The 20715-nt window shown below is 73.4% G+C and carries 21 protein-coding genes and 2 pseudogenes; 8 read left to right on the forward strand and 15 right to left on the reverse strand.

Going from position 1 to position 20715, the window contains the following annotated elements:
• Positions 1-4 precede the first annotated feature (4 nt).
• The 5 genes and pseudogenes from IG84_RS0110305 to IG84_RS0110325 form a co-directional block, all read right to left on the reverse strand.
• Positions 5-199, reverse strand: a complete 195-nt coding sequence (locus tag IG84_RS0110305) for a hypothetical protein (protein ID WP_031054150.1) — start codon at positions 197-199, stop codon at positions 5-7.
• Positions 200-298: 99 nt separating this feature from the next.
• A pseudogene (locus tag IG84_RS39270) lies at positions 299-690 on the reverse strand (ATP-binding cassette domain-containing protein).
• Positions 691-700: 10 nt separating this feature from the next.
• A pseudogene (locus tag IG84_RS37850) lies at positions 701-1027 on the reverse strand (oligopeptide/dipeptide ABC transporter ATP-binding protein); the annotation flags it as partial.
• The gene (locus tag IG84_RS0110320; protein ID WP_031054155.1) at positions 1014-2441 is read right to left on the reverse strand and encodes a hypothetical protein; all 1428 of its coding nucleotides are present in this window, start codon (positions 2439-2441) and stop codon (positions 1014-1016) included. The gene IG84_RS0110320 and the pseudogene IG84_RS37850, both read right to left, overlap by 14 nt.
• 130 nt (positions 2442-2571) lie before the next feature.
• On the reverse strand, positions 2572-3687 hold the full coding sequence (locus tag IG84_RS0110325; RefSeq protein ID WP_031054158.1) for an FAD-dependent monooxygenase: 1116 nt from the start codon (positions 3685-3687) through the stop codon (positions 2572-2574).
• Positions 3688-3870: 183 nt separating this feature from the next.
• Between IG84_RS0110325 and IG84_RS0110330 the strand changes: the two genes are divergently transcribed.
• Entirely contained in the window at positions 3871-4812 is a 942-nt protein-coding gene (locus tag IG84_RS0110330) for a TetR/AcrR family transcriptional regulator C-terminal domain-containing protein (RefSeq protein WP_031054161.1), read from the forward strand.
• A 68-nt stretch (positions 4813-4880) separates the two neighbouring features.
• Here IG84_RS0110330 and IG84_RS0110335 read toward each other — a convergent pair whose 3' ends face one another.
• The 4 genes from IG84_RS0110335 to IG84_RS0110350 form a co-directional block, all read right to left on the reverse strand.
• Positions 4881-6053 (reverse strand): acyl-CoA dehydrogenase family protein, encoded by a 1173-nt coding sequence (locus tag IG84_RS0110335; RefSeq protein WP_037799840.1) that lies wholly within the window; start codon positions 6051-6053, stop codon positions 4881-4883.
• Positions 6050-7255 carry an acyl-CoA dehydrogenase family protein gene (locus IG84_RS0110340; protein ID WP_031054164.1) on the reverse strand — a complete coding sequence of 402 codons (1206 nt, stop codon included), beginning with the start codon at positions 7253-7255 and terminating at the stop codon, positions 6050-6052. The genes IG84_RS0110335 and IG84_RS0110340 overlap by 4 nt, the downstream gene beginning before the upstream one ends.
• The gene (locus tag IG84_RS0110345; RefSeq protein ID WP_031054166.1) at positions 7252-8250 is read right to left on the reverse strand and encodes an NADPH:quinone oxidoreductase family protein; all 999 of its coding nucleotides are present in this window, start codon (positions 8248-8250) and stop codon (positions 7252-7254) included. Before IG84_RS0110345 ends, IG84_RS0110340 begins: the two co-directional genes overlap by 4 nt.
• A 102-nt stretch (positions 8251-8352) precedes the next feature.
• Complete coding sequence (locus tag IG84_RS0110350; protein ID WP_031054169.1) at positions 8353-8988, reverse strand: SAM-dependent methyltransferase; 636 nt, start codon at positions 8986-8988, stop codon at positions 8353-8355.
• 104 nt (positions 8989-9092) lie between these two features.
• Between IG84_RS0110350 and IG84_RS0110355 the strand changes: the two genes are divergently transcribed.
• Positions 9093-9686: a helix-turn-helix domain-containing protein gene (locus IG84_RS0110355; RefSeq protein ID WP_031054172.1), complete on the forward strand. Its 594-nt coding sequence runs from the start codon at positions 9093-9095 to the stop codon at positions 9684-9686.
• Positions 9687-9699: 13 nt separating this feature from the next.
• Here the strand turns inward: IG84_RS0110355 and IG84_RS0110360 are convergent, their stop codons facing one another.
• Positions 9700-10182 carry a phosphatase domain-containing protein gene (locus IG84_RS0110360; RefSeq protein ID WP_031054174.1) on the reverse strand — a complete coding sequence of 161 codons (483 nt, stop codon included), beginning with the start codon at positions 10180-10182 and terminating at the stop codon, positions 9700-9702.
• 3 nt (positions 10183-10185) lie between these two features.
• Entirely contained in the window at positions 10186-10872 is a 687-nt protein-coding gene (locus IG84_RS0110365) for a winged helix-turn-helix transcriptional regulator (protein ID WP_051861604.1), read from the reverse strand.
• Between the two features lie 106 nt (positions 10873-10978).
• On the opposite strand from IG84_RS0110365, the gene IG84_RS0110370 reads away from it, so the two are divergent.
• The 5 genes from IG84_RS0110370 (at position 10979) to egtD (ending at position 16817) form a co-directional block, all read left to right on the forward strand.
• Positions 10979-12190 (forward strand): pyridoxal phosphate-dependent aminotransferase, encoded by a 1212-nt coding sequence (locus IG84_RS0110370; RefSeq protein ID WP_031054180.1) that lies wholly within the window; start codon positions 10979-10981, stop codon positions 12188-12190.
• A gap of 167 nt (positions 12191-12357) precedes the next feature.
• A complete protein-coding gene (egtA, locus tag IG84_RS0110375) occupies positions 12358-13722 on the forward strand; it encodes an ergothioneine biosynthesis glutamate--cysteine ligase EgtA (RefSeq protein ID WP_078648732.1) in 1365 nt (454 codons plus the stop codon).
• Positions 13719-15035 carry an ergothioneine biosynthesis protein EgtB gene (gene egtB, locus IG84_RS0110380; protein WP_031054185.1) on the forward strand — a complete coding sequence of 439 codons (1317 nt, stop codon included), beginning with the start codon at positions 13719-13721 and terminating at the stop codon, positions 15033-15035. The genes egtA and egtB overlap by 4 nt, the downstream gene beginning before the upstream one ends.
• A 61-nt stretch (positions 15036-15096) precedes the next feature.
• Positions 15097-15858 carry an ergothioneine biosynthesis protein EgtC gene (gene egtC / locus IG84_RS0110385; protein ID WP_031054188.1) on the forward strand — a complete coding sequence of 254 codons (762 nt, stop codon included), beginning with the start codon at positions 15097-15099 and terminating at the stop codon, positions 15856-15858.
• Positions 15855-16817, forward strand: a complete 963-nt coding sequence (egtD, locus tag IG84_RS0110390; RefSeq protein ID WP_031054190.1) for an L-histidine N(alpha)-methyltransferase — start codon at positions 15855-15857, stop codon at positions 16815-16817. Before egtC ends, egtD begins: the two co-directional genes overlap by 4 nt.
• Before the next feature lie 47 nt (positions 16818-16864).
• Here egtD and IG84_RS0110395 read toward each other — a convergent pair whose 3' ends face one another.
• Both IG84_RS0110395 and IG84_RS41085 read right to left on the reverse strand, forming a co-directional pair.
• The gene (locus tag IG84_RS0110395) at positions 16865-18142 is read right to left on the reverse strand and encodes a cytochrome P450 (protein WP_169749869.1); all 1278 of its coding nucleotides are present in this window, start codon (positions 18140-18142) and stop codon (positions 16865-16867) included.
• 188 nt (positions 18143-18330) lie between these two features.
• Complete coding sequence (locus IG84_RS41085; RefSeq protein ID WP_157848852.1) at positions 18331-18717, reverse strand: hypothetical protein; 387 nt, start codon at positions 18715-18717, stop codon at positions 18331-18333.
• 119 nt (positions 18718-18836) lie between these two features.
• Between IG84_RS41085 and IG84_RS0110405 the strand changes: the two genes are divergently transcribed.
• On the forward strand, positions 18837-19601 hold the full coding sequence (locus IG84_RS0110405) for a bestrophin-like domain (RefSeq protein ID WP_031054194.1): 765 nt from the start codon (positions 18837-18839) through the stop codon (positions 19599-19601).
• A 10-nt stretch (positions 19602-19611) separates the two neighbouring features.
• Here IG84_RS0110405 and IG84_RS0110410 read toward each other — a convergent pair whose 3' ends face one another.
• Both IG84_RS0110410 and IG84_RS0110415 read right to left on the reverse strand, forming a co-directional pair.
• Complete coding sequence (locus IG84_RS0110410) at positions 19612-20115, reverse strand: VOC family protein (protein WP_031054197.1); 504 nt, start codon at positions 20113-20115, stop codon at positions 19612-19614.
• A gap of 17 nt (positions 20116-20132) precedes the next feature.
• The gene (locus IG84_RS0110415; RefSeq protein ID WP_031054200.1) at positions 20133-20681 is read right to left on the reverse strand and encodes a DoxX family protein; all 549 of its coding nucleotides are present in this window, start codon (positions 20679-20681) and stop codon (positions 20133-20135) included.
• Between the last annotated feature and the right edge of the window lie 34 nt (positions 20682-20715).

Below are 20715 nucleotides of genomic sequence, written 5' to 3' on the forward strand. Positions count from 1 at the left end.
CCGCTCAGGGCCGTACGCTGCTGACCAGGTCGGCGGCGCCGGAGAGGCCGTTGCTGATGTCGGGGGCGAGGCTGCTGCCGGCGAGGAAGAAGCCGAGGAGCACGCACACGAGGGCGTGCGACAGCTTGAGCTGCCCGCTGCGCATAAAGACGACGGCCAGCACGACGAGCAGCAAGACCACTGAGACCGAAATAGCCATGGCGAACCTCCCTCGGTGGCCCGAACGGGCCATCAACGGCGCCAGTTTGGCGTATTTCGCGGCCTTCACTCTCCTGTCAGGCGTCCGCCGAACGGGTGATCACTGCGGGTCACCGGACGGCTGCCGGGGCCGCGAGGGCGCATGCTGCGTCAACGCCTCCCATCGCACCGTACGGCCGCACCGCCGTTCGAGCAGTACCCGGTCGTGGCCGACGGCCAGCAGGCCGGCGCCGGACTCCGCGCGGTACTCCTCCACCACCGCGACCAGCGCGGCCGTCGTCGAGGCGTCGAGCATCGCGGTCATTTCGTCATAGATCAGTGTCCGTCCACGACGACGCTCCCCCGGTCGGGACGGTGCAGCAGGGCCGCCACCTTCGCCAGCGTGGACTTGCCGCAGCCGCTGGGGCCGAGTAGCCCGACCGCCTCACCGGGTGCGACGCGCAGGGAGACGCCGCGCACGAGGGGCCGGGCGCGGTCGTATCCGGCGGTGATGTCCGGGAGGTCAAGCTTCGGCGGCCTCTCCGGGGGCCAGGGCGCCTACGGGTACGTGGTGGCAGGCCACGCCGTTGACCGGCTCGGGCACGACGTCGCACACGGCCGTCGCGTGCGGGCAGCGGACGGCGAACGCGCAGCCTTCGGGGAGCGCGCCCAGCTCCGGCGGCTGGCCGGGGATGGGCGTGAAGGCGCGTTCAGGGAGCGCATCGAGCAGGCCGCGCGCGTACGGGTGCCGGGGTCCTGGCGTACCGAAGAAGTCGGCCGCGTCGGCGAGTTCGACGATGCGGCCCGCGAACATGACGGCGCTGCGGGGCGGGCGGTCAGTCGCCGAAGCCGCCGCCGAATCCTCCGCCGTCGCCCCCGAAGCCCCCGCCGTCCCCGAAGCCGCCCCCGAAGTCGCCGCTGCTGAAGTCGCCGCCCGAGTAGTCCCCGCCGCCGGCGCCGTCCCCGTACGCGCCGTCGCCCCACCCGTAGGCGGCCGGGCCCATCATCGAGGAGCCGAGCAGCGTGCCGAGGAACAGCCCGGGGAGCAGCCCGCCGCCGAGCATCCCGTAGTAACCACCGGCCCAGGGCCCGTAGGCGGGGCCCGCGTCCCAGTACGGACGGTCCTCGCCGTACGGGGTGCGCACCGTACGGGTCATCGGCTCCTGGCCGTCCGCCAGCCGCGTCTGGTCGGCCGCGCAGACCGGGACCGTGCGCTCCGCGCCCCCGGGCGGCGCCCACTGCGCGTCGGCGACGGACGGGCCGTGCCGCGGGTCGAAGAAGCACGGCGGCCGGCGCTCCGGCAGCGGCCGGCCCTCCCGCCGGGCCGCCAGCGTGGCGAGGGCGAACCGGCCGCCCTCCAGTACCTCGGTCACCTTCCGCACGTCCTGGGGGTGCCGTGCCTCCGCCATCCTCTGCTTGGCGTTCTCATACGCGTCCAGGGCCTGCGCGTAGTCGGCGCGCATCGGGTCGTCGGCGCCCGGCTCGCCGGGCCGGAAGTCGAGCCGGTCCAGCTCCTCCCCGTAGGCGGTGATGTCCTCGTCCACCACGACCCGCAGCGCGTCCAGCGCGGCCTGCTCCTCGGCCTCACGGCGGCGCCTGGAGCGGCGGTACACCGTGTACGCGCCGCCCGCCCCGAGGACGACGAGCACGCCGAGCCCGACCAGCGCACCCGTGCTGGCCCCGCTGCCGCCCGCGCCCTGCCAGGTCTCGGGCATGCCGTCCCCCGCCTGCTTGTCGGCCTGGGCGACAAAGTCCTTCAGTTGCGCGGTCGCGTCACCGGGGTGCGCACGCTGGGCGGCCCCCACGAGGTGGCGCACCGACTCCCGGGACAGCACGTCGCCGTCGGCGCGGGCGTCGAACCGGTCGCCGAGCTGGACCGCGTACACGCCCCGGATGCCGACCCGGGTGCGCAGGTCCTCGAAGAGCGTCGCGGACGGATAGTCGGAGTTCGCGGGCAGCACGGCTACGAAGACCGGCTTCCCGGCCTCCTCGATGTCGTTCGCCAGCGCGTCCGCCTGCCCGTCCGGCAGCCGTCCCGCGGCCCGCGGGTCGACGTACACGGGCCCCTTGGAGAGCGCCTTGGCCGCCGCGTCCAGTCCCCCGCTGTCGCGCGCCGCGGAGGCGACGACGGACCCCGCCGACGCCCCGTACGCGGCCGCTGCCCCGGGAGCCGCGACGGGCGCCAGCGCGAGCAGCAGCGCCGCGCCGGCAGCCGGCAGGGCCGGCACCGACCGGAACGCGGGTCGTCGGGGTGCGACCTTCATACGTACGACGCTACCGGAACTTCACTTTTCCGACATGCCCGGTGGGGCGCCATCCGGCCAGTGGGGCGTCGCGTGCCCGGTGAGGCAGGCACACGGGCAGGCACAGAGGCCGGAAACAATGGTCGAACGGTCAACCATCGAGCGCGAGGGCGTTCTTGGCCGCCTCGACCGCCTCCTCGGGAGCGGGCCCGGAGGGGTTCTCCGTTGCCAGCGCCTGATTACGGGCGACGAAGGGGCGCAGCCGCGCCTCGTAGCGGTCGAACGCGGCCCGGTAGTCGTCGGGCGTCCGGCCGAGCTCGGCGGCGAGCACGTAGGCGCCTACCAGGGCCAGGCTCGTGCCCTGGCCGGACAGCGGGGAGGGGCAGTAGCCCGCGTCCCCGACGAGCGCCGCCCGGCCGGCGGTCCAGCGATCCATATGGATCTGCGCCATCGCGTCGAAGTAGAAGTCGGGCGCCTCCCGCATGGCCGCCAGCAGTTTCGGCGTCTCCCACCCGAGGTGGCCCAGCCGCTCCCGGAGCAGCGCCTTCTGTTGCCCGGTGTCCTGGTGGTCGTACGCGAAGGGCTCGGACGAGAAGCCGAGCGTGGCCCTGAGCTCGCTGTTGCCGCGCGCCGGGTAGACGACGTAACTCGTGCCGCCGTCCTGGAGCCACACCTGCCAGTCGTCGAGCTGCAGGAAGTTGCCGGTACTGAACACGCCCACGTAGGCGCCGAGATGGCGGAGGAACTCCGGCTCGGCACCGAAGGCCAGCCGGCGCACCGTGGAGTGCAGGCCGTCCGCGCCCACGACGAGGTCGAAGCTGCGGGCAGGCGCACGCTCGAAACCGACGCGTACGCCGTCGGGTGCCTGCTGGAGGGTGGCGATCGAGTCGCCGAAGAGATACTCGATGCCGTCGCGCGCCTGCCCGTACAGCAGCGCGGTGAGGTCGTCGCGGAGCAGTTCAATGTCATCGCTGTCGAGCCGGCCGCTGCTGAAGGTCTGCTCGGTGGAGCGCCACAGCTCCTCCCCCGTGGCGTCGAGCATCGACATGCCCCGCATCCGGGTGCGCAGTCGGCGCGCGTCCGCCAGTACGCCCATCCGGTCGAGGACGTCCAGCGCGACACCACGGACGTCGATCGCCTGCCCTCCCGGACGCAGCCCCGGAGCGCGCTCGACCACGGTCGGCTCGTAGCCCTGGTGGCGCAGCCAGTAGGCGGTGGCGAGGCCGGCGACGCCGGCCCCTGAGACGAGCACGGTTCTGGCCCTCATGGGTCCCCCTCGGACAGTACGTACGATGTACGCGCTGAATGTACGTCGTACGCGCCATCGGGGGAAGCAGCTCATCGGGACCGGTTCTCCCGGCTGCCCTAGGACAGAAAGCCGCTGAAGAGGCGTCCTCGCCACGTTCTCACTGCTAGCCTCTGTACTAGTACAGATGAGAGAGGGGGCAGGATGGCCGCGGAAAATCTTCCGCCGTACCTGCGCATCGCCTCGGAGATCCGGCGGCGCATCGAGGACGGCGAGCTGGTCGCCGGTGACCGGGTGCCGTCCACCCGGCGGATCGCCGAGGAGTGGCACGTCGCCCTGGCGACGGCCACCAAGGCGCTGAACGCACTGCGGCAGGACGGCTTGGTGGAGGCCCGGCCGCGGGCCGGCACGGTGGTGGCACCGTCCCGGCGTACCGGGGGCACGGCTCGCGGTTCCCGTGCAGCGCCCCCGTCCGACCAGGAACTGACCCGCGCCCGCATCGTGCGTACGGCCATCGAGATCGCCGACGCGGAAGGGCTGGCGGCCCTGTCGATGCGCGGCGTCGCGGCCCGTCTGGGGACCGCGGCGATGTCGCCCTACCGGTACGTGAACGGCAAGGACGAACTGGTCCTGCTGATGGCCGACAGCGTGCTCGGTGAGATCGCGTACCCGGCCGAGCCGCCCACCTGTCGGCGGACGCGTCTGGAGACGGGCGCCAGGGCCCTCTGGGCGCTGCACCGCGTCCATCCCTGGCTGGCCCAGCTCGCCCCGCTCACGCGCCCGTTGGCGCTGCCGAACTTGATGGCCTACTCGGAGTGGATGCTCGCCGCTCTCGACGGCCTCGGGCTCGACGGGACCACCATGCTGGACATCAATGTGCTGCTCTACAGCCACGTCCAGGGGCTCGCCGTCCACCTCGAACGGGAGGCGCACGCCGCAAGCGTGAGCGGCCTCTCCCAGGAGCAGTGGCTGGAGGCTCAGGAAGATGGCTTCGGGGCGATCGCCGCTTCGGGGCGGTATCCGACGTTCGCCCGGCTCCTGGAGTCCTTCGGCGCCGACGGTTACGACCTGGACCTCGACGGGCTCTTCGAGAGTGGCCTCCAAGCCTTGCTCGACGGCCTGGTGGTCGTGCCCCATCCCCACTGAGCCTGACGTACGGCGCCGGCCGACGGCCCCCACAGCCGTCGGCCGGCAGCCGGTGTGCCCGCCGGCTCCTACGGGGCCGTGAGGTCCACCAGCTCGGCGAGGGACGCGCGGTGGCGTCCGGGAGCGCCCAGCGCGATCTCGTCGCTCTTGGCGCGCTTCAGGAAGACGTGCACCGGGTGTTCCCACGTCATGCCGATGCCACCGTGGAGCTGGAGGCATTCCTCTGCCGCGCGGACCGCGACCGGGGCGCAGTACGCCTGGGCGACGGCCACCGCTACCGGGGCGTCCGCGCTGTCGGTGGCCAGCGCGTCCGCCGCGTTGCGCGCCGCCGCCCGCGCCGACACCACCTCCAGCCAGAGCGCGGCCATCCGGTGCTTGAGCGCCTGGAACGAGCCGACCGGGCGGCCGAACTGGTGGCGCTGCTTGGTGTACTCGACGAGCTCGGTCAGGCACCACTCGGCGATGCCGAGCTGTTCGGAGGCGAGCAGCCCGGCACCCGTGAGCAGGGCCCTCCGTACGGCCGCGCCGGCCCGGTCGGAGCCGGCCAGCCGGCGGCCCGCGGCGCCGTCGAAGGTGACGCGGGCGAGCGGACGGGTGAGGTCCAGCGGGGTGACCGTCTCGATGTGCAGCCCCGGCGCATCGGTGTCCACGGCGTACAGCTCGATGCCGTCCGCCGCGCGCACGGGGACGAGCAGCACGTCCGCGGCTGCCGCGTCGGCGACCGAGGCGACCGTACCGAGCAGGGCGCCGTCGGCGCCGGCCCGCACGGGCGGCTCCAGCGGCCCTGCGGGCGCGGTCGGCAGCGGCAGCGCGAGCACGCCGATCCGCTCACCGGCGGCCAGCGCGGCGAGCAGCCGCGCGACCTCGTCCTGGCCGGTGTCGCAGCCGAGCAGGGCGGTGACCGCCAGGACGGCGCTCGTCAGGTACGGCACGGGCGTCACGGCCCGGCCCAGCTCCTCCAGGACGACGGCCGCCTCCCGGGGGCCGGCGCCCTGGCCGCCGAGCTTCTCGGGGACCAGCAGCCCGGCCGCCCCGATGTCGGTGGCGAGCGAGCGCCAGAGGGCGGCGTCGTGCGTGCGGCCCGCTTCCAGCTCGGCGAGGACCGCGGCCGGACCGCCACGGTCGGCCAGCAGGGACCGCACGGCGGCGCGCAGGTCGTCCTCGGGCTCGGAGTAGAGCAGGTCCGGACCCTCGGGCAGCTCGGACGCCGTGGCGTCCGCCAGAGTCTGCTGGTCGGTCATCGGGGCAGGTCCTTCCACGCGACGTCCTTGTCGGTGCGCGGCTCGGACGGCAGGCCGAGCACGCGTTCGGCGACGATGTTGAGGAGCACTTCGGAGGTGCCGCCCTCGATGCTGTTGCCCTTGGCGCGCAGGTAGCGGTAGCCCGCCTCGCGCCCGGTGAAGCTCAGTACGTCGGAGCCGGTGTGCGTCCAGCTGTCGTACGTGAGGCCGTCCTCGGCGAGGAACTCCACCTCCCAGCCGCTGATCTCCTGGGCGAGCCGCGCGAACGACAGCTTCATGCCGCTGCCTTCGGGGCCGGGCTGGCCCTGGATGAGCTGCTGGCGCAGCCGTTCGCCGGTGAGGCGGGCCACCTCGGCCTCCACCCACAGGCGCAGCAGCCGCTGGTGCAGGTCGTGGGTGCGCAGTTCGGGGCGCTCGCGCCAGTCGGCGGCGGCGACGCCGATCATGCCGCCTTCACGGGGGATGCGGTTGCCCCCGATGGCGACGCGTTCGTTCATCAGGGTGGTCTGCGCGACCTTCCAGCCCTCGCCGACCTCTCCGAGGCGCCGGCTGTCGGGAATCCGGACGCCGGTCAGGAAGACCTCGTTGAACTCCGCCTCGCCGGTGATCTGGCGCAGCGGCCGCACCTCGACACCGGGGTCGGTCATGTCGCAGAGGAAGTACGTGATGCCGCGGTGCTTGGGCGCGTCCGGGTCCGTCCGGGCGATGAGGATCGCCCAGCGGGACTTGTGCGCGCCGGAGGTCCACACCTTCTGGCCGTCCACGACCCAGCTGTCGCCATCGCGCACGGCACGGGTGGCGAGCCCCGCGAGGTCGGAGCCGGCGCCGGGCTCGCTGAAGAGCTGGCACCACACCTCCTCGCCGGTCCACAGGGGCGGCAGGAAGCGCTGCCGCTGCTCCTCGGTGCCGTACCGCAGGATGGTGGGCGCTGCCATGCCCAGGCCGATGCCGATCCGTCCCGGGTCGTTGTCGGGCGCCCCGGCGGCCGCCAGCTCCTCGTCGACGACGGCCTGCAGGGCGCGGGGCGCGCCCAGGCCGCCGAGGCCCTCGGGGAAGTGCACCCAGGCGAGCCCTGCGGCGAAGCGGGCGCGCAGGAAGTCCAGTCGCTCCGTGGTGGCGGGCGGATGGGCGGCGAGCAGTTCGGCGGTGCGCCGGCGCAGCTCCTCGGCGTCGACAGGGCGTGCGGTGGTCTCCGCGGTCATCGGGCGCCCGCCTCTCCGGGGAGGACGACCAGGCGTCCGGTGGTGACGCCGTCGGCGACCCGCTGCACCGCGTCGGCGGCGCCGTCCAGCGCTACCCGGTCGCCGATCAGCGGCTTGATGACGCCCTGCGCGGCGAGCTTGGTCAGCTCCTCGTGGCAGGCGCCGATGGCGGCCGGCTCCTTGGTGGCGTACAGGCCCCAATGGAGGCCGAGGATCGCGTAGTTCTTGACCAGCGCGTGGTTGAGCGCGGGGCTGGGGATCGTGCCGCTGGCGAAGCCGATGACGACGATGCGGCCCTCGAAGGCCACGCACTTGGCGGACTGGGCGTACGCGTCGCCGCCCACCGGGTCGTAGATGACATCGGCGCCGCGGCCGCCGGTGGCTTCCTTCACGGCCTTGATGACGTCCTCGGCGCGCCGGTCGATGACCACGTCGCAGCCGAGCTCCCGGGCGACCGCGGCCTTCTCGGGGCCGCCGACGACCCCGATGACGCGGGCGCCGGCGGCCCGGCCGAGCTGGACGGCGGCGCTGCCGACGCCGCCCGCCGCCGCGTGCACCAGCAGCGTCTCGCCGGCCTGGAGGTGTGCGCGGCGGTGCAGCGCGAACCAGCCGGTCTGGTAGCCGATGTGCAGCGCGGCGGCCTCGGCGTCGTCCAGCGCGTCCGGTGCCGGGAGGACGGACTTGGCGTCCACCACGGCCAGTTCGGCGAATCCGCCGTTCGGCAGCGGCGGCTGCGCCAGTACGCGGGTGCCGACGGCGACGTCCGCGCCGTCACCGGCGGCGAGCACCTCGCCGCAGATCTCCACGCCGGGCGTGAACGGCAGCGGCGGGCGTACCTGGTACTGGCCGCGGCAGAGCAGCGCGTCGGGGAAGTTGACGTTCGCGGCCTTCACCCGGAGGAGCAGCTGTCCGGGGCCCGGCTGTGGGTCCGGGACCTCGTCCAGCCGCATCACCTCGCGTGGCTCGCCGTTCGCGTGTACCCGCCATGCCTTCACTGAGCTTCCCCTCACGACGTCGGTGGCCTCGGTGCCATCGGCATACTAAGCGGTCGGTATCCGTGAGGGAACAGATATCGGAGGGGCAATCGTGAGCGGCGGTCAGCCGGCCAGGCGGCGCACCTTGACCGTGTTGTCGGTCCGGACCATCTGCTGTCCGTCCGGCGCCGTCTGGAGGCGCTCGTGCTCCTCGCAGACGAGCACCTCCCACTCCCCCTCGGCCAGCCGCAGGTCCGCCAGGACCTCGCGCGCTACGGGAAGGTGCACATCGGGGTGCGCGTCGGGCTCCCACGGGGGCGGCCCGGAGTGGCCCACCACGAGGAGCACCCCGCCCGGCGCCACCGCGCCGGCGGCGGTCCGCAGGACCTCCTCCCGCGGCAGCTCGCCGAGGGTGTGCAGGAAGTGGGACGAGACCAGGTCGAAGGTGCCCTCGGGGAAGGTCTCGCCCAGGGTGTGGCGCTGCCAGTCGATGCGGTCCGCGACGCCTTCCTCCGCCGCGTGCCCGGCGGCCCTGTCCAGCGCCACACGGGAGACGTCGACGGCGGTGACCCGCCAGCCCTGCCGGGCCAGCCAGATCGCGTCGCCGCCTTCCCCGCAGCCCAGGTCCAGGGCCCGGCCCGGGGCCAGGTCCGCGACCTCCCGGACCAGTGCCGCGTTGGGCTTGCCGCTCCAGATCCGGCCGCTCTCGGCGTACCGGGTGTTCCAGAACTCCTCGTCCGAGATCTGCGTATCGGTCATCGGCACACACGCTCCTTCGTAGCGGCTTCTCGCTGCTTCCCTGCCGATACTCGGACCGCGCCGCCGACTTGACAAAGTTTATTGCCGAAACAGCAAATGGGGGCATGGCAGACGATGACCTCGCCGGTGTGCTCACCGCGGTCGGCCCCCGGCTCCGCGCACTGCGCAGGGACCGCGGGACGACCCTGACCGCGCTGAGCGAGACCACCGGCATCTCCGTCAGCACGCTCTCCCGACTGGAGTCCGGGCAGCGCAAACCCACCCTGGAGCTGCTGCTGCCGCTGGCCAAGGCGTACGGCGTCCCGCTGGACGAACTGGTCGGCGCGCCGCCCACCGGCGACCCCCGCATCCACCCGCGCCCCGTCGTCCGGAACGGCCAGACCTTCGTGCCGCTCACCCGGCACCTCGGCGGCCTGCACGCCTACAAGCTGATCCTGCCCCCGGGGCGGCCCGATGCCCCGCACCCCGAGCAGCGGACCCACGAGGGCTACGAATGGCTCTACGTGCTCTCCGGCCGGCTGCGGCTGAGGCTGGCCGAGCACGACCTCGTACTCAGCGCGGGCGAGGCCGCCGAGTTCGATACACGCACGCCGCACAGCTTCGCGAGCGCGGGCCCCGAACCGGTGGAGTACCTCTGCCTGTTCGGCCCCCAGGGCGAGCGCGTGCACGTACGGGCGCGGCCCACGGGCCACGACTGACCGGCGCGCTCCTTCAGGTGCGGCCCTCTCGCTCCTGGGCGTCCTTCAGGGCGGCGGAGTGGGTGGCCCAGCCGGCCCGCACGACGGGGAAGCCGGCGGCCTGGACCGCGTCGCAGACCAGCTCGTCGTCGTCCACGACGACGCGGACCTCACGGCCACGGGCCAGTTTGCGCAGCAGTTCGAGCTTGGTGTGGCGGGCCGGGCGGCGGTCACCGGAGGGGCGCATCCAGACGCGGCCCTCGGGGAGCCCGTGCCGGGCCAGCCACTCCAGCGTGTCGGCGCGGCACCGCTCGGGCCGCCCGGTCAGGTACACGATCTCGCACTCCGCCGCGCTCTCCAGGGCCAGCGCGATGCCTTCGGGGAGCGGCGGGTCCTCGGGGGCCGCGGCGAAGAAGCCGTCCCAGTCGCGCGGCCGCTGCTCCAGGAAGTGCTGCCGGTGCGCCGTGCCCGCCAGGGTGTTGTCCAGGTCGAAGACCGCCAGGGGCGCCTTGCGCATGTGTCATCCCGTCGCTGTGCCTGCGGTCGCCGCCGGGACGCCGGCCGGCTCGCCGCCGGCCGTCACCCGGATGCGGCCGGTGCCGATGCCGTGGGCGAGTGAGAGCCGATCGTAGATCACCTCGGTGCAGGCCGCCGCGTCCAGTTCCAGTACGGTGTCCGGCGCCGGGGCAGGGCCGTCCGCGTAGCCCCAATCCGCCTGTGCGTCCGTCTCCGCGCCCAGCGTGATGTGGAACGTCCCCTCGTCCAGCCGGACCTCCACGACCCGTACGGGGGCGCCCTGCGGCCGTTGCGCCGTGAAGTACCGGGCGATCCGGGGCATGAGCGGCACGGCGAACCAGTGGGCCCGGACCGCGTCGGTCGGCTGCGGTGCGCCGAGGTCGGCCGCGCCCCAGTCGGCCAGAGCGGTGAGGACGGGGAGCAGGGCGCGGCCGCGCGGGGTGAGTTCGTAGACGAACGCGGCGGCGGGCGGGTCGAGTCTGCGGCGGACGGTCAGGCCGTCGCGCTCCATGTCCTTCAGACGGCCCGCGAGCATGTCCGTGCTGACGCCCGGCAGGTCGGCGTGCAGGTCCGTGTAGCGCCGGGCCCCGGCCAGCAGCTCCCGGACGATCAGCAGGGTCCAGCGGTCGCCCACGGCGTCCAGGGCGCGGGCGACGGCGCAGTACTGGTCATAACTTCGGCGCGGCATGATCCCAGCATAGACAAGAGGTTGGACTTTCCAAGTTCGCGCTTGGTAAAACCAAGGAGAACCATCGATGCGCCGCGCCGCGGCGAGCGAGGGACCGGGAGGCCGCCGCATGGAGTTCAAGCAGTCGAGCAAGATGGCCGACGTCTGTTACGAGATCCGGGGGCCGGTGATCGAGCACGCCGACGCGCTGGAGGAGGCCGGGCACAGCGTGCTCCGGCTGAACACCGGGAACCCCGCGCTCTTCGGCTTCGAGGCGCCCGAGGAGATCCTCCAGGACATGATGCGCAACCTGTCCCGCGCGCACGGCTACACCGACTCCCGCGGCATCCTCTCGGCGCGCCGGGCCGTCGCCCAGCACTACCAGTCGCTCGGCCTCACCGAGACCGGTGTCGACGACGTCTACCTGGGCAACGGCGTCTCGGAGCTGGTCTCGCTGGCGGTCCAGGCGCTGCTGGAGAACGGCGACGAGGTACTGATCCCGGCCCCCGACTACCCGCTGTGGACCGCGGTGACGACGCTGGCGGGCGGCAAGGCGGTGCACTACCTGTGCGACGAGTCCGCCGACTGGCTGCCGGACCTGGACGACATGGCCGCGAAGATCACCGACCGGACGCGGGCGATGGTCATCATCAACCCCAACAACCCGACGGGCGCCGTCTACCCGCGCGAGCTCCTGGAAGGCATGCTCGACCTGGCACGGCGGCACGGTCTGATGGTCTTCGCGGACGAGATCTACGACCGCATCCTGTACGACGGCGAGGTGCACCACAACGTCGCGGTGCTCGCCCCCGACCTGGTCTGCCTCACCTTCAGCGGGCTCTCCAAGGCGTACCGCGTGGCCGGCTTCCGGTCCGGCTGGCTGGTGGTCTCCGGGCCCACGCAGCACGCCGCCGATTACCTGGAGGGGCTGGGCACGCTGGCCTCGATGCGGCTGTGCCCGAACGCCCCCGCGCAGTACGCCATCCAGGCGGCGCTCGGCGGCCGCCAGTCGATCAACGACCTGGTACTCCCGGGCGGCCGGCTGCGCGAGCAGCGCGATCGGGCGTGGGAACGCCTGAACGAGATCCCGGGCGTGTCGTGCGTGAAGCCCAAGGGCGCGATCTACGCCTTCCCGCGCCTGGACCCGGCCGTGCACAAGATCCACGACGACGAGAAGTTCGTGCTGGACCTGCTGCTGCGGGAGAAGATCCAGGTGGTGCAGGGCACCGGCTTCAACTGGCCGCGCCCTGATCACTTCCGTATCCTGACACTCCCGTACGCCGACGACCTCGACGCCGCCATCAGCCGCATCGGACGCTTCCTGGCGGGGTATCGGCAGTGAGAGACTCCCGTGCGGGTGCGCCGTCGTGCTCCGGCGCGACGCCCCGCGGGCCGTGCGCGGCGCGTGCTCTGCCGGGCGCTGATGCGCCCTTGAGTGCGCCGCTCGCACCCGCTTAGGTGGGAGCCTGCGTCCGGCCGTCCGGCCGGACACGGAGGGAGTGGAAGTCCATGCCCGTACAGCGCGCGGTCACGGAAGCGGAGCTGGCAGCCCACCTGCACGGCATTTGCTTCAAGACCGGGCCTCCGCAGCGCATCGGGGTCGAGATCGAGTATCTCGTCCACGACGCGCGCAACCCCCGATGTCCCCTGCCGCGCGAGCGCGTCCGCAGCGCGATGACCGCCCTGCGCGCGCTCCCCCTGCGGTCGCTCCTGACCTTCGAGCCGGGCGGGCAGCTGGAGCTCAGCTCGCTCCCCGCCGCCTCCCTCACCGAGTGCGTCACGGCCGTCTCGGCCGACCTGGCGCTGGTACGCACCGCGCTGCGTGCCATGGACCTGAGCCTGGCGGGCCACGGACACAACCCCTGGCACCCGCCGCACCGCATCCTCGACGAGCCCCGCTACGACGCGATGGAGGCGTACTTCGACCGCTGGGGGCAGGCCGGCCGGTCCATGATGTGCGGCACCGCCTCCGTACAGGTCTGCCTGGACGCCGGATACGAGGAGCCGGGGCCGCTCGGGCACGGCCGGCGCTGGCGCCTCGCCCACCTCCTCGGTGCCGTGCTCGCCGCGGCCTTCGCCAACTCCCCCACCAGCGAGGGATGCCCGACGGGCTACCGCTCCACCCGCCAGGCCATCTGGACCCAGCTCGACCCGGCCCGCACCCTCGCGCCCGCCGACGGCCCCGATCCGCGCGCGGCCTGGGCGGCGTACGCGCTGGACGCGCCCGTGATGTGCCTGCGCGCCGCGGACGGGCCCTGGGACGCGCCCGAAGGGCTGTCCTTCCGCGAGTGGACGCGCACGAAGGCGCCGAGGGCACCCACGGCGGAGGACTTCGACTACCACGTCACCACGCTCTTCCCGCCGGTCCGGCCGCGCGGTCACCTCGAACTGCGCATGATCGACGCGCAGCCGGGCGACGGCTGGATCGTGCCGCTCGCCGTGACCGCGGCCCTGTTCGACGACCCCGAGGCCGCCGAGACCGCGTACCGCGCCGTCAAGCCGCTCGCCGAGACGGCGGGCGACCGCCCCGCGCCGCGCAACCCCTTGTGGCGGCGCGCTGCCCGGAACGGGCTGACCGACCCGGAGCTGGCCGCCGCCGCGACGGTCTGTTTCGCGGCCGCCCGTGCGGCGCTGCCCCGGCTCGGCGCCGGGCCCGACGTGCTCGCCGCCGTCGAGGAGTTCATCGAGCGTTATGTGGCGCAGGGCCGCTGCCCGGCCGACGACCTGCTGGACGCGGCGTACGCGGCACCCGAGTACGCCCCCACGCCCACGGAGAGCCCGGCGGCCCGGCGCGCCGCCGACGCCCAGGAAGCGGCGCTCGCCGCGGAGTACGCCCGCACCGTCGAGCGCATCCCAGGGAAGGACAGCCAGTGATCCACGATCCCGAAAAGCTCCGGGACCGCGCGGCGTCGGCGCTGCTCGCCGCCCGCACCCGTACGCAGGCGCTGACCACGTGTGTCGACGAGCCCGACCTGACAGCGCAGCACTCGCCCCTGATGTCGCCCCTGGTGTGGGACCTCGCCCACATAGGCAACCAGGAGGAGCAGTGGCTGATGCGGGCGGTCGGCGGGCTGGAGGCGCTGCGCCCGGAGATCGACTCGGTCTACGACGCGTTCGAGCACCCCCGGGCCGAGCGGCCCTCGCTGCCGCTGCTGGCCCCCACCGAGGCGCACAGCTACGTCGACGAAGTGCGCGGCCGGGTGCTGGACGTCCTGGAGAAGACCCCGCTGCGCGGCGACCGGCTGGTCGAGCAGGCATTCGCGTTCGGCATGGTCGCGCAGCACGAGCAGCAGCACGACGAGACGATGCTCATCACCCACCAGTTGCGGCGCGGCCCGGCCGCGCTCACCGCTCCCCCGCCCCCGGACACCGCGGAGGGGGTGGTGGGCCCCGAGGTGCTGGTGCCGAGCGGCCATTTCACGATGGGCACCTCCCGGGAGCCGTGGGCGCTGGACAACGAACGCCCCGCGCACCACCGGCTGCTGCCCGCCTTCCGGATCGACACGACACCGGTGAGCAACGCCGCGTATCTGTGGTTCATCGAGGACGGCGGCTATCGGGAGTCGCGCTGGTGGGCCCCCGAGGGCTGGCGGATGGTGTGCGAGAACAAGCTCGAAGCGCCGCTGTTCTGGCGGCGGGAGGGCAGCGGATGGGTGCGTCGCAGTTTCGGTGTCACCGAGCCGATCGCTCCTGAAGAACCGGTTCTGCATGTGAGCTGGTACGAGGCGGACGCGTATGCGCGCTGGGCCGGGCGCCGGCTGCCCTCGGAGGCCGAGTGGGAGAAGGCCGCCCGCTGGGACCCGCACACCGGGTACAGCCGCCGCTACCCCTGGGGCGACGAGGACCCCGGCCCCGAGCACGCCAATCTGGGCCAGCGCCATCTGCGTCCGGCGCCCGTGGGCAGCTACCCCGAGGGCGAGTCGCCGCTGGGCGTCCGGCAGCTCATCGGGGACGTGTGGGAGTGGACCTCCGGGGACTTCCTGCCGTACCCGGGCTTCCAGGCGTTCCCTTACCGCGAGTACTCCGAGGTGTTCTTCGGCGACGCGTACAAGGTGCTGCGCGGCGGGTCGTTCGCGGTGGACCCGGTGGCCTGCCGCGGCACGTTCCGCAACTGGGACCTGCCCGTCCGCCGGCAGATCTTCGCCGGCTTCCGCACGGCCCGGGACGCGGGCCCGGAGGACGCGTGAGGGCCCCGGCGCGCCCCGTGTGCCCGGGGCCCCCTGAGCCCCCCGCCAGGAGGCGCGCCTGATGTGCCGTCACCTTGCCTACCTCGGTCCCGACGTCCCGCTCGGTGACGTCCTCACCGCGCCCGAGTACAGCCTGTTCCGGCAGTCCTGGGCGCCCCGCCGCCAGAAGTACGGCACGGTCAACGCGGACGGCTTCGGGGTCGGCTGGTACGCGCCCGGCGACCCCGTGCCGGCCCGCTACCGCCGCGCAGGGCCCATCTGGGCGGACGCCTGCCTGCCCGACCTCGCCCGGGTCGTCCGCAGCGGCGCCGTGCTGGCCGCCGTACGGGACGCCACCCTCGCCTGCCCGGACGGCGAGGCCGCGGCGGCGCCGTTCGCCGGGGGCCGGTGGCTCTTCAGCCACAACGGCGCGGTCAGCGGCTGGCCAGGCTCGCTCGGCGCCCTGGCCGCCGGGCTGCCTTCCGAGGCGCTGCTCGGCCTGGAGGCGCGCTGCGACGCCGCGTTCCTGTGGGCGCTGGTGAAGCACCGCCTGGAGCAGGGCGCCGACGCCTCCGAGGCGCTGTCCGAGACGGTGACCGAGGTGGCTGCCGCGGCCCCCGGCTCCCGGCTGAACCTGCTGCTCACCGACGGCGCCACGATCACCGCCACCACCTGGGGCGACACGCTCTTCCACCGCCCGCTGCCGGGCCGCGCGCCCGGCATGCTGGTCGCCTCCGAACCCTCGGACGACGGGGACGGCTGGACCGAGGTCCCCGACCGCACCCTGCTGGCCGCCACCCGTACCGATGTCCTGCTCACCCCGCTCAAGGAGCCCGTCGCGTGAGTCCCCTCGCCATCACCCGTACGCTGCCCCCCGACGCCACCACCGCCGCCCTCCGTACCGACGTCGCCCAGGGCCTGACCAGCAGCCCGAAGACACTGCCGCCGAAGTGGTTCTACGACGCCCGGGGCAGCGAGCTCTTCGAGGACATCACCGCGCTGCCCGAGTACTACCCGACCCGCGCCGAGCGGGAGATCCTGCTGGCCCGCGCCGGGCAGATCGCCACCGCCACCGGGGCCCGCACCCTGGTCGAGCTGGGCTCCGGCTCCTCGGAGAAGACCCGGCACCTGCTGGACGCGCTCACCCGGCTGCACACCTACGTGCCCGTCGACGTCAGTGAGAGCGCGCTGGCCGCGGCGGGCGAGGCGCTGCTCGCCGACCACCCGGGGCTCACCGTGCACGCGCTGGTCGCCGACTTCCAGGGCGGCCTGGAGCTGCCCGAGGCGCCGGGGCCCCGGCTGCTGGCCTTCCTCGGCGGCACGATCGGCAACCTGCTCCCCGCCGAGCGGACCGGCTTCCTGCACTCCGTACGGGACCTGCTGGAGCCCGGCGACGCGCTGCTGCTCGGCACGGACCTGGTCAAGGACGAGGGGACGCTGCTGGCCGCGTACGACGACAGCCAGGGCGTCACGGCGGAGTTCAACAAGAACGTGCTCACCGTCATCAACCGCGAGCTGGCCGCCGACTTCGACCCGGCGCAGTTCGCGCACCGCGCGGTGTGGGACGCCGAGCGGGAGTGGATCGAGATGCGGCTGCGGTCCTTGAAGGAGCAGACCGTGAAGATCCCGGCGCTGGACCTCGCGGTGCACTTCGCGGCGGGCGAGGAGGTGCGCACGGAGGTCTCCGCGAAGTTCCGCAAGGAGGGCGTGCGCAGGGAACTCGGCGCCGCCGGGCTGGAGTTGCGCGACTGGTGGACGGACGGCACGGCCCGCTTCGCGCTGTCGCTCGCCGTACGGCGCTAGGGCATCCCGCGGGCACCGTGGGGCGCCAGTGCTGCCCGCAGGCGCTCTCAGGCCCGTACAGGCAGGTGCTTGAGCCCGTTCTGGAAGTTGGAGACGAGCCGGACCGGCTCCCCGGCGAGTTCGAGGCCGGGCAGCCGGTCCAGTACGTGCCGCAGCACGGCCCGCATCTGTACGCGGGCGAGGTGCGACCCGAGGCAGAAGTGCGGTCCGAAGCCGAAGCTGACGTGGTCGTTCGGACTGCGGGTGACGTCGAAGCGGTCGGGGTCGGCGAAGACCGTCTCGTCGCGGTTGGCGGAGGCGTGGTAAACCACGACCTTCTCGCCCGCCCGGATGCGCCGGCCGCCCAGCTCCACGTCGCGCACGGCGGTGCGCCGGAAGTCCATCACCGGCGGCCAGTAGCGCAGCATCTCCTCGACGGCCGCGGGAATCAACTCCCGTTCCCTCTGGAGCCGTTCGAACTGCTCCCGATGGCACAGCAGGCTGTGCAGCCCGCCCGGAATGCCGTTGCGCAGCGTTTCGTTCCCGGCCACCGCGAAGAGGAAGAACATGTTCTCGAACTCCTCACGGGTCAGGCCGCCCTCCCGCATGTGGGCCATCACCGTGCCGGGCCGCGGCTGTTCGGCGAGCGCGTGGGCGTACGCGAACATGTCGGCGAGCGCTTCACGGGAGCGCGGGTTCACCGGACGGCCGTCCGGACGGACGAGCGTACGCGGACGGCGGTCCAGCGCGGCCCGCCCCATGGGGCTGAGCGTCGCGGGGTCGGCGGTGCTCAACTCCGCGTACTCGCTGTCCTGGTAGCCGATGACGCGGCTCGACCAGTCGAAGAGCAGCCGCCGGTCCTCGTCCGGCACGCCCATCACGTGCGCCAGCGTCCAGACCGGCAGGTCGGCGGCGACCTCGACGAAGTCCGCCGCGCCCGCCTCGGCGACCTGCCCCACGAGCTCGGCGGCGCGCGCGTCGATGACGGCCTCCAACTCCCGTACGGCACGCGGGGTGAAGGCCGCGGCGACGACCTTGCGGATGCGGGAATGGTCCGGCGGGTCCTGGTTCAGCATCATCGCGCGGACGAACGCGAGGTCCCGAGCGCTGTCGGGGTCCCGGATCTGCGTCGCACCCGCGTACGAAGAGAACACCTCTGGGCTACGCAGGACATGCTTCACATCCGCATGCCGCAGCACCGCCCAGTACCCGGGACCGGCCGGCCAGCCGGCCACCGCCGGCTCCTCGATCCAGCAGACCGGGCTGGTCAGACGCAGTTCACGGAAGAGCGCGTAGGGGACGCCGGTAGCGTAGGTCTGGGGTGTGAACACCTCGGCAGCCGTCACGCACCCGACCGTACGGTAATCCCCACTATCAGGGGAATCACCCGTACGGGATGCTTGATCGCGCGCGGCGCTGCGCAGCCTCTCGGCGTGTATCGATCGCATCGCGCGGGACTGGCCCTGGCGGCCGCCGCGTTCGTGGCAGGGGTGGGCTGGGCGCCGTCGGCGGCCGCGCACGGCGACAACTGTTCCTACGCCGGGACGAAGCCGCCGGTGACGGCCCCGACCGGGGTACCGGGGTTGCCGGACGACTGGCACTGGCCCTGTACGTCGCCGACGCCCCGGCCGCCCACGCCGCCACCGCCCGCGCCGAAGCCGCCGCCTCCGAAGCCCGCACCGCCGCCACCGCCCGAGCCCGCGCCACCGGAGCCCGCGCCGGTCACCACCCCGCCCGCGCCGCCACCGCCCGCGCCGAAGCCGCCGCCCGCGCCGCGCCCGAAGCCGCCCCCGGAACCGCCGCCGACCTCCGAGGCGCCGAAGCCGAAGCCCTCGCCGTCCCTGACGCCCCGGTCGTACGCGGTCACCGGCCAGCAGGCGCGGGGCGGCCGCTCGCTGGTCACGACGATGCTGCTGATCATGGCCCCGGCCGTGCTGGCCGCCGCCGTGCTGCGCCCCCGCTCCTCCTCCGGATCCGGCGGCCGCCGTTCCTGACGCCCACCCCTGTTTCCTTATTTCGTACGTCCTCTTGGAGGTCTCCATGTCGGAATGGCTGGTGCTCGGCATCGCCATGGCCGCGGCCTGCGGTGTCGTGCTGCTCGTCACCGTCCTGAACCAGCGGCGGATCGACGAGGAGGAGGACGATCCGTCCGAGACGCCCGACGTCATCGAGTACATGACGATGATGATCGGGGTGGTCTACGCGATCGTGCTGGGCCTGGCCATCGCGGGCGTGTGGGAGTCCCGCAGCGCGGCGGAGGACACCGTCCGCACGGAGGCGCAGGCGCTGCACGAGGTGAGCGCGCGGGCGCGGGCGTATCCGGAGCCGGTGCGCGACCGTATCCGCACCGACGTCGAAGGCTATGTCTCGCACGTGGTGCACAAGGAGTGGCCGGTGATGACCGAAGAGGGCGAGCTGACGCCCACCGGGACCGCGCTGCTGGAGAAGGTGCGCGCCGACGTGACCGACTACCACCCGCGCAGCGACTACGAGAACCAGTCCTACCAGCCGCTGGTCGACCAGGTCGCGGTGGCGGACGGCGCGCGGGCCGCCCGCGGGCAGAGCGCGGGGGCGACGCTGCCGCCGGTGGTGTGGTTCGGCCTTCTCGCGGGCGCGGTGGTCACGGTCGGCCTGGTCTTCACGCTGCAGATCCGGCGATCAGGACGGGAACTGCTGATGGCGGGAGTCTTCACCGCCCTGATCGCCTTTCTGCTCTTCCTGGTGTGGGACTTCGACGATCCATGGCTGCGCAGTGTCGATGCGATCCAGCCCTTCAAGGATCTGCTGTCCTCGAGCGGGGGCTGAGACCCCGCGCTCAGGTGGCGGAGCCCGCGGCTGCCCCGGTCGCCAGGTCGGGGCCCCAGCGGCGGAGTGCGTCCTCCAGGTCGAGCGGAAGGACCTGGGCGCCGCCGTCCTCGGGGCCCGGCCAGTCCTCGCGCGGCACCCGCCACATCACCTCGAACTCGATGCCGTCCGGGTCCTTGGCGTACAGGGACTTGGAGACGAGGTGGTCGCTGGCGCCGACGAGCGCGCCGGCGGCCCGCAGCCGGGCGGCGGTGTCGGCAAGCTCGCCGAGGGTGCCGACCTCCCAGGCGAGGTGGTACAGGCCCGCCCGCCCGTGCTCGGGGCCCGGGGCTTGGTCGCCGAGGGCGAAAAGGCCGAGGTCGTGGTCGTTCAGGGTGTCCTCGGCGCGGAGGAACGCGGCCCGGCCGGGGATCTCGGTGTCCACGGTGAAGCCGAGGACGTCGGTGTAGAACGCGACGGAGCGCGACAGCTCACGTACGTAGAGGACCGCGTGGTTGAGGCGGCGTACGGACATGGGTACCTCCCTGGGGGTCACTTGCGCAGCAGCAGGACGGCGAAGGCGACGATCACGCCGAGGGCGACGGCAGCGACGCCGTAGGCCCCGCGCTCGCGGCGCAGGCCGGGCAGCAGGCGGTCGGCGGCCCAGCGGCCGGGCCCGGTGAGGGTGAGCGCGGCGGCGGCCACGGTGAGCAGCAGCTCGTACTCGACGCCCTTGGGCGCGAAGAAGCCGCCGCCCCACTTCACGGCCAGCGCGTTCACCATCGTGCCGAGGACGGCCGCGCCGGCGAGCGGGGTGAGCAGGCCGACGGCGAGGCCGAGGCCGCCGAGGGTCTCGGTGAGCCCGGCGACCACGGCCATCGCCTTCCCGGAGGGATAGCCGCTCATGGTGAAGAACTGGCCGGTGCCGTCCAGGCCGGGGCCGCCGAACCAGCCGAAGAGCTTCTGCGAGCCGTGCGCCGCCATGGTGAGGCCGACGGCGAGCCGCAGGAGCAGCAGGCCCAGGTCGTGGGCGGCGGTCGACGCGGTGCGCGCCGGCGCCACATCGCGGGAGGGGGCGATCGTGCCGGTGGGGGTGGTCATGCGACTGCTCTCTCCTGTGTCGGGCGGGACGTAT

Origin of the sequence: Streptomyces ochraceiscleroticus (genome assembly GCF_000720485.1) — a bacterium.
Taxonomy (GTDB): Bacteria; Actinomycetota; Actinomycetes; order Streptomycetales; family Streptomycetaceae; genus Streptomyces; species Streptomyces ochraceiscleroticus.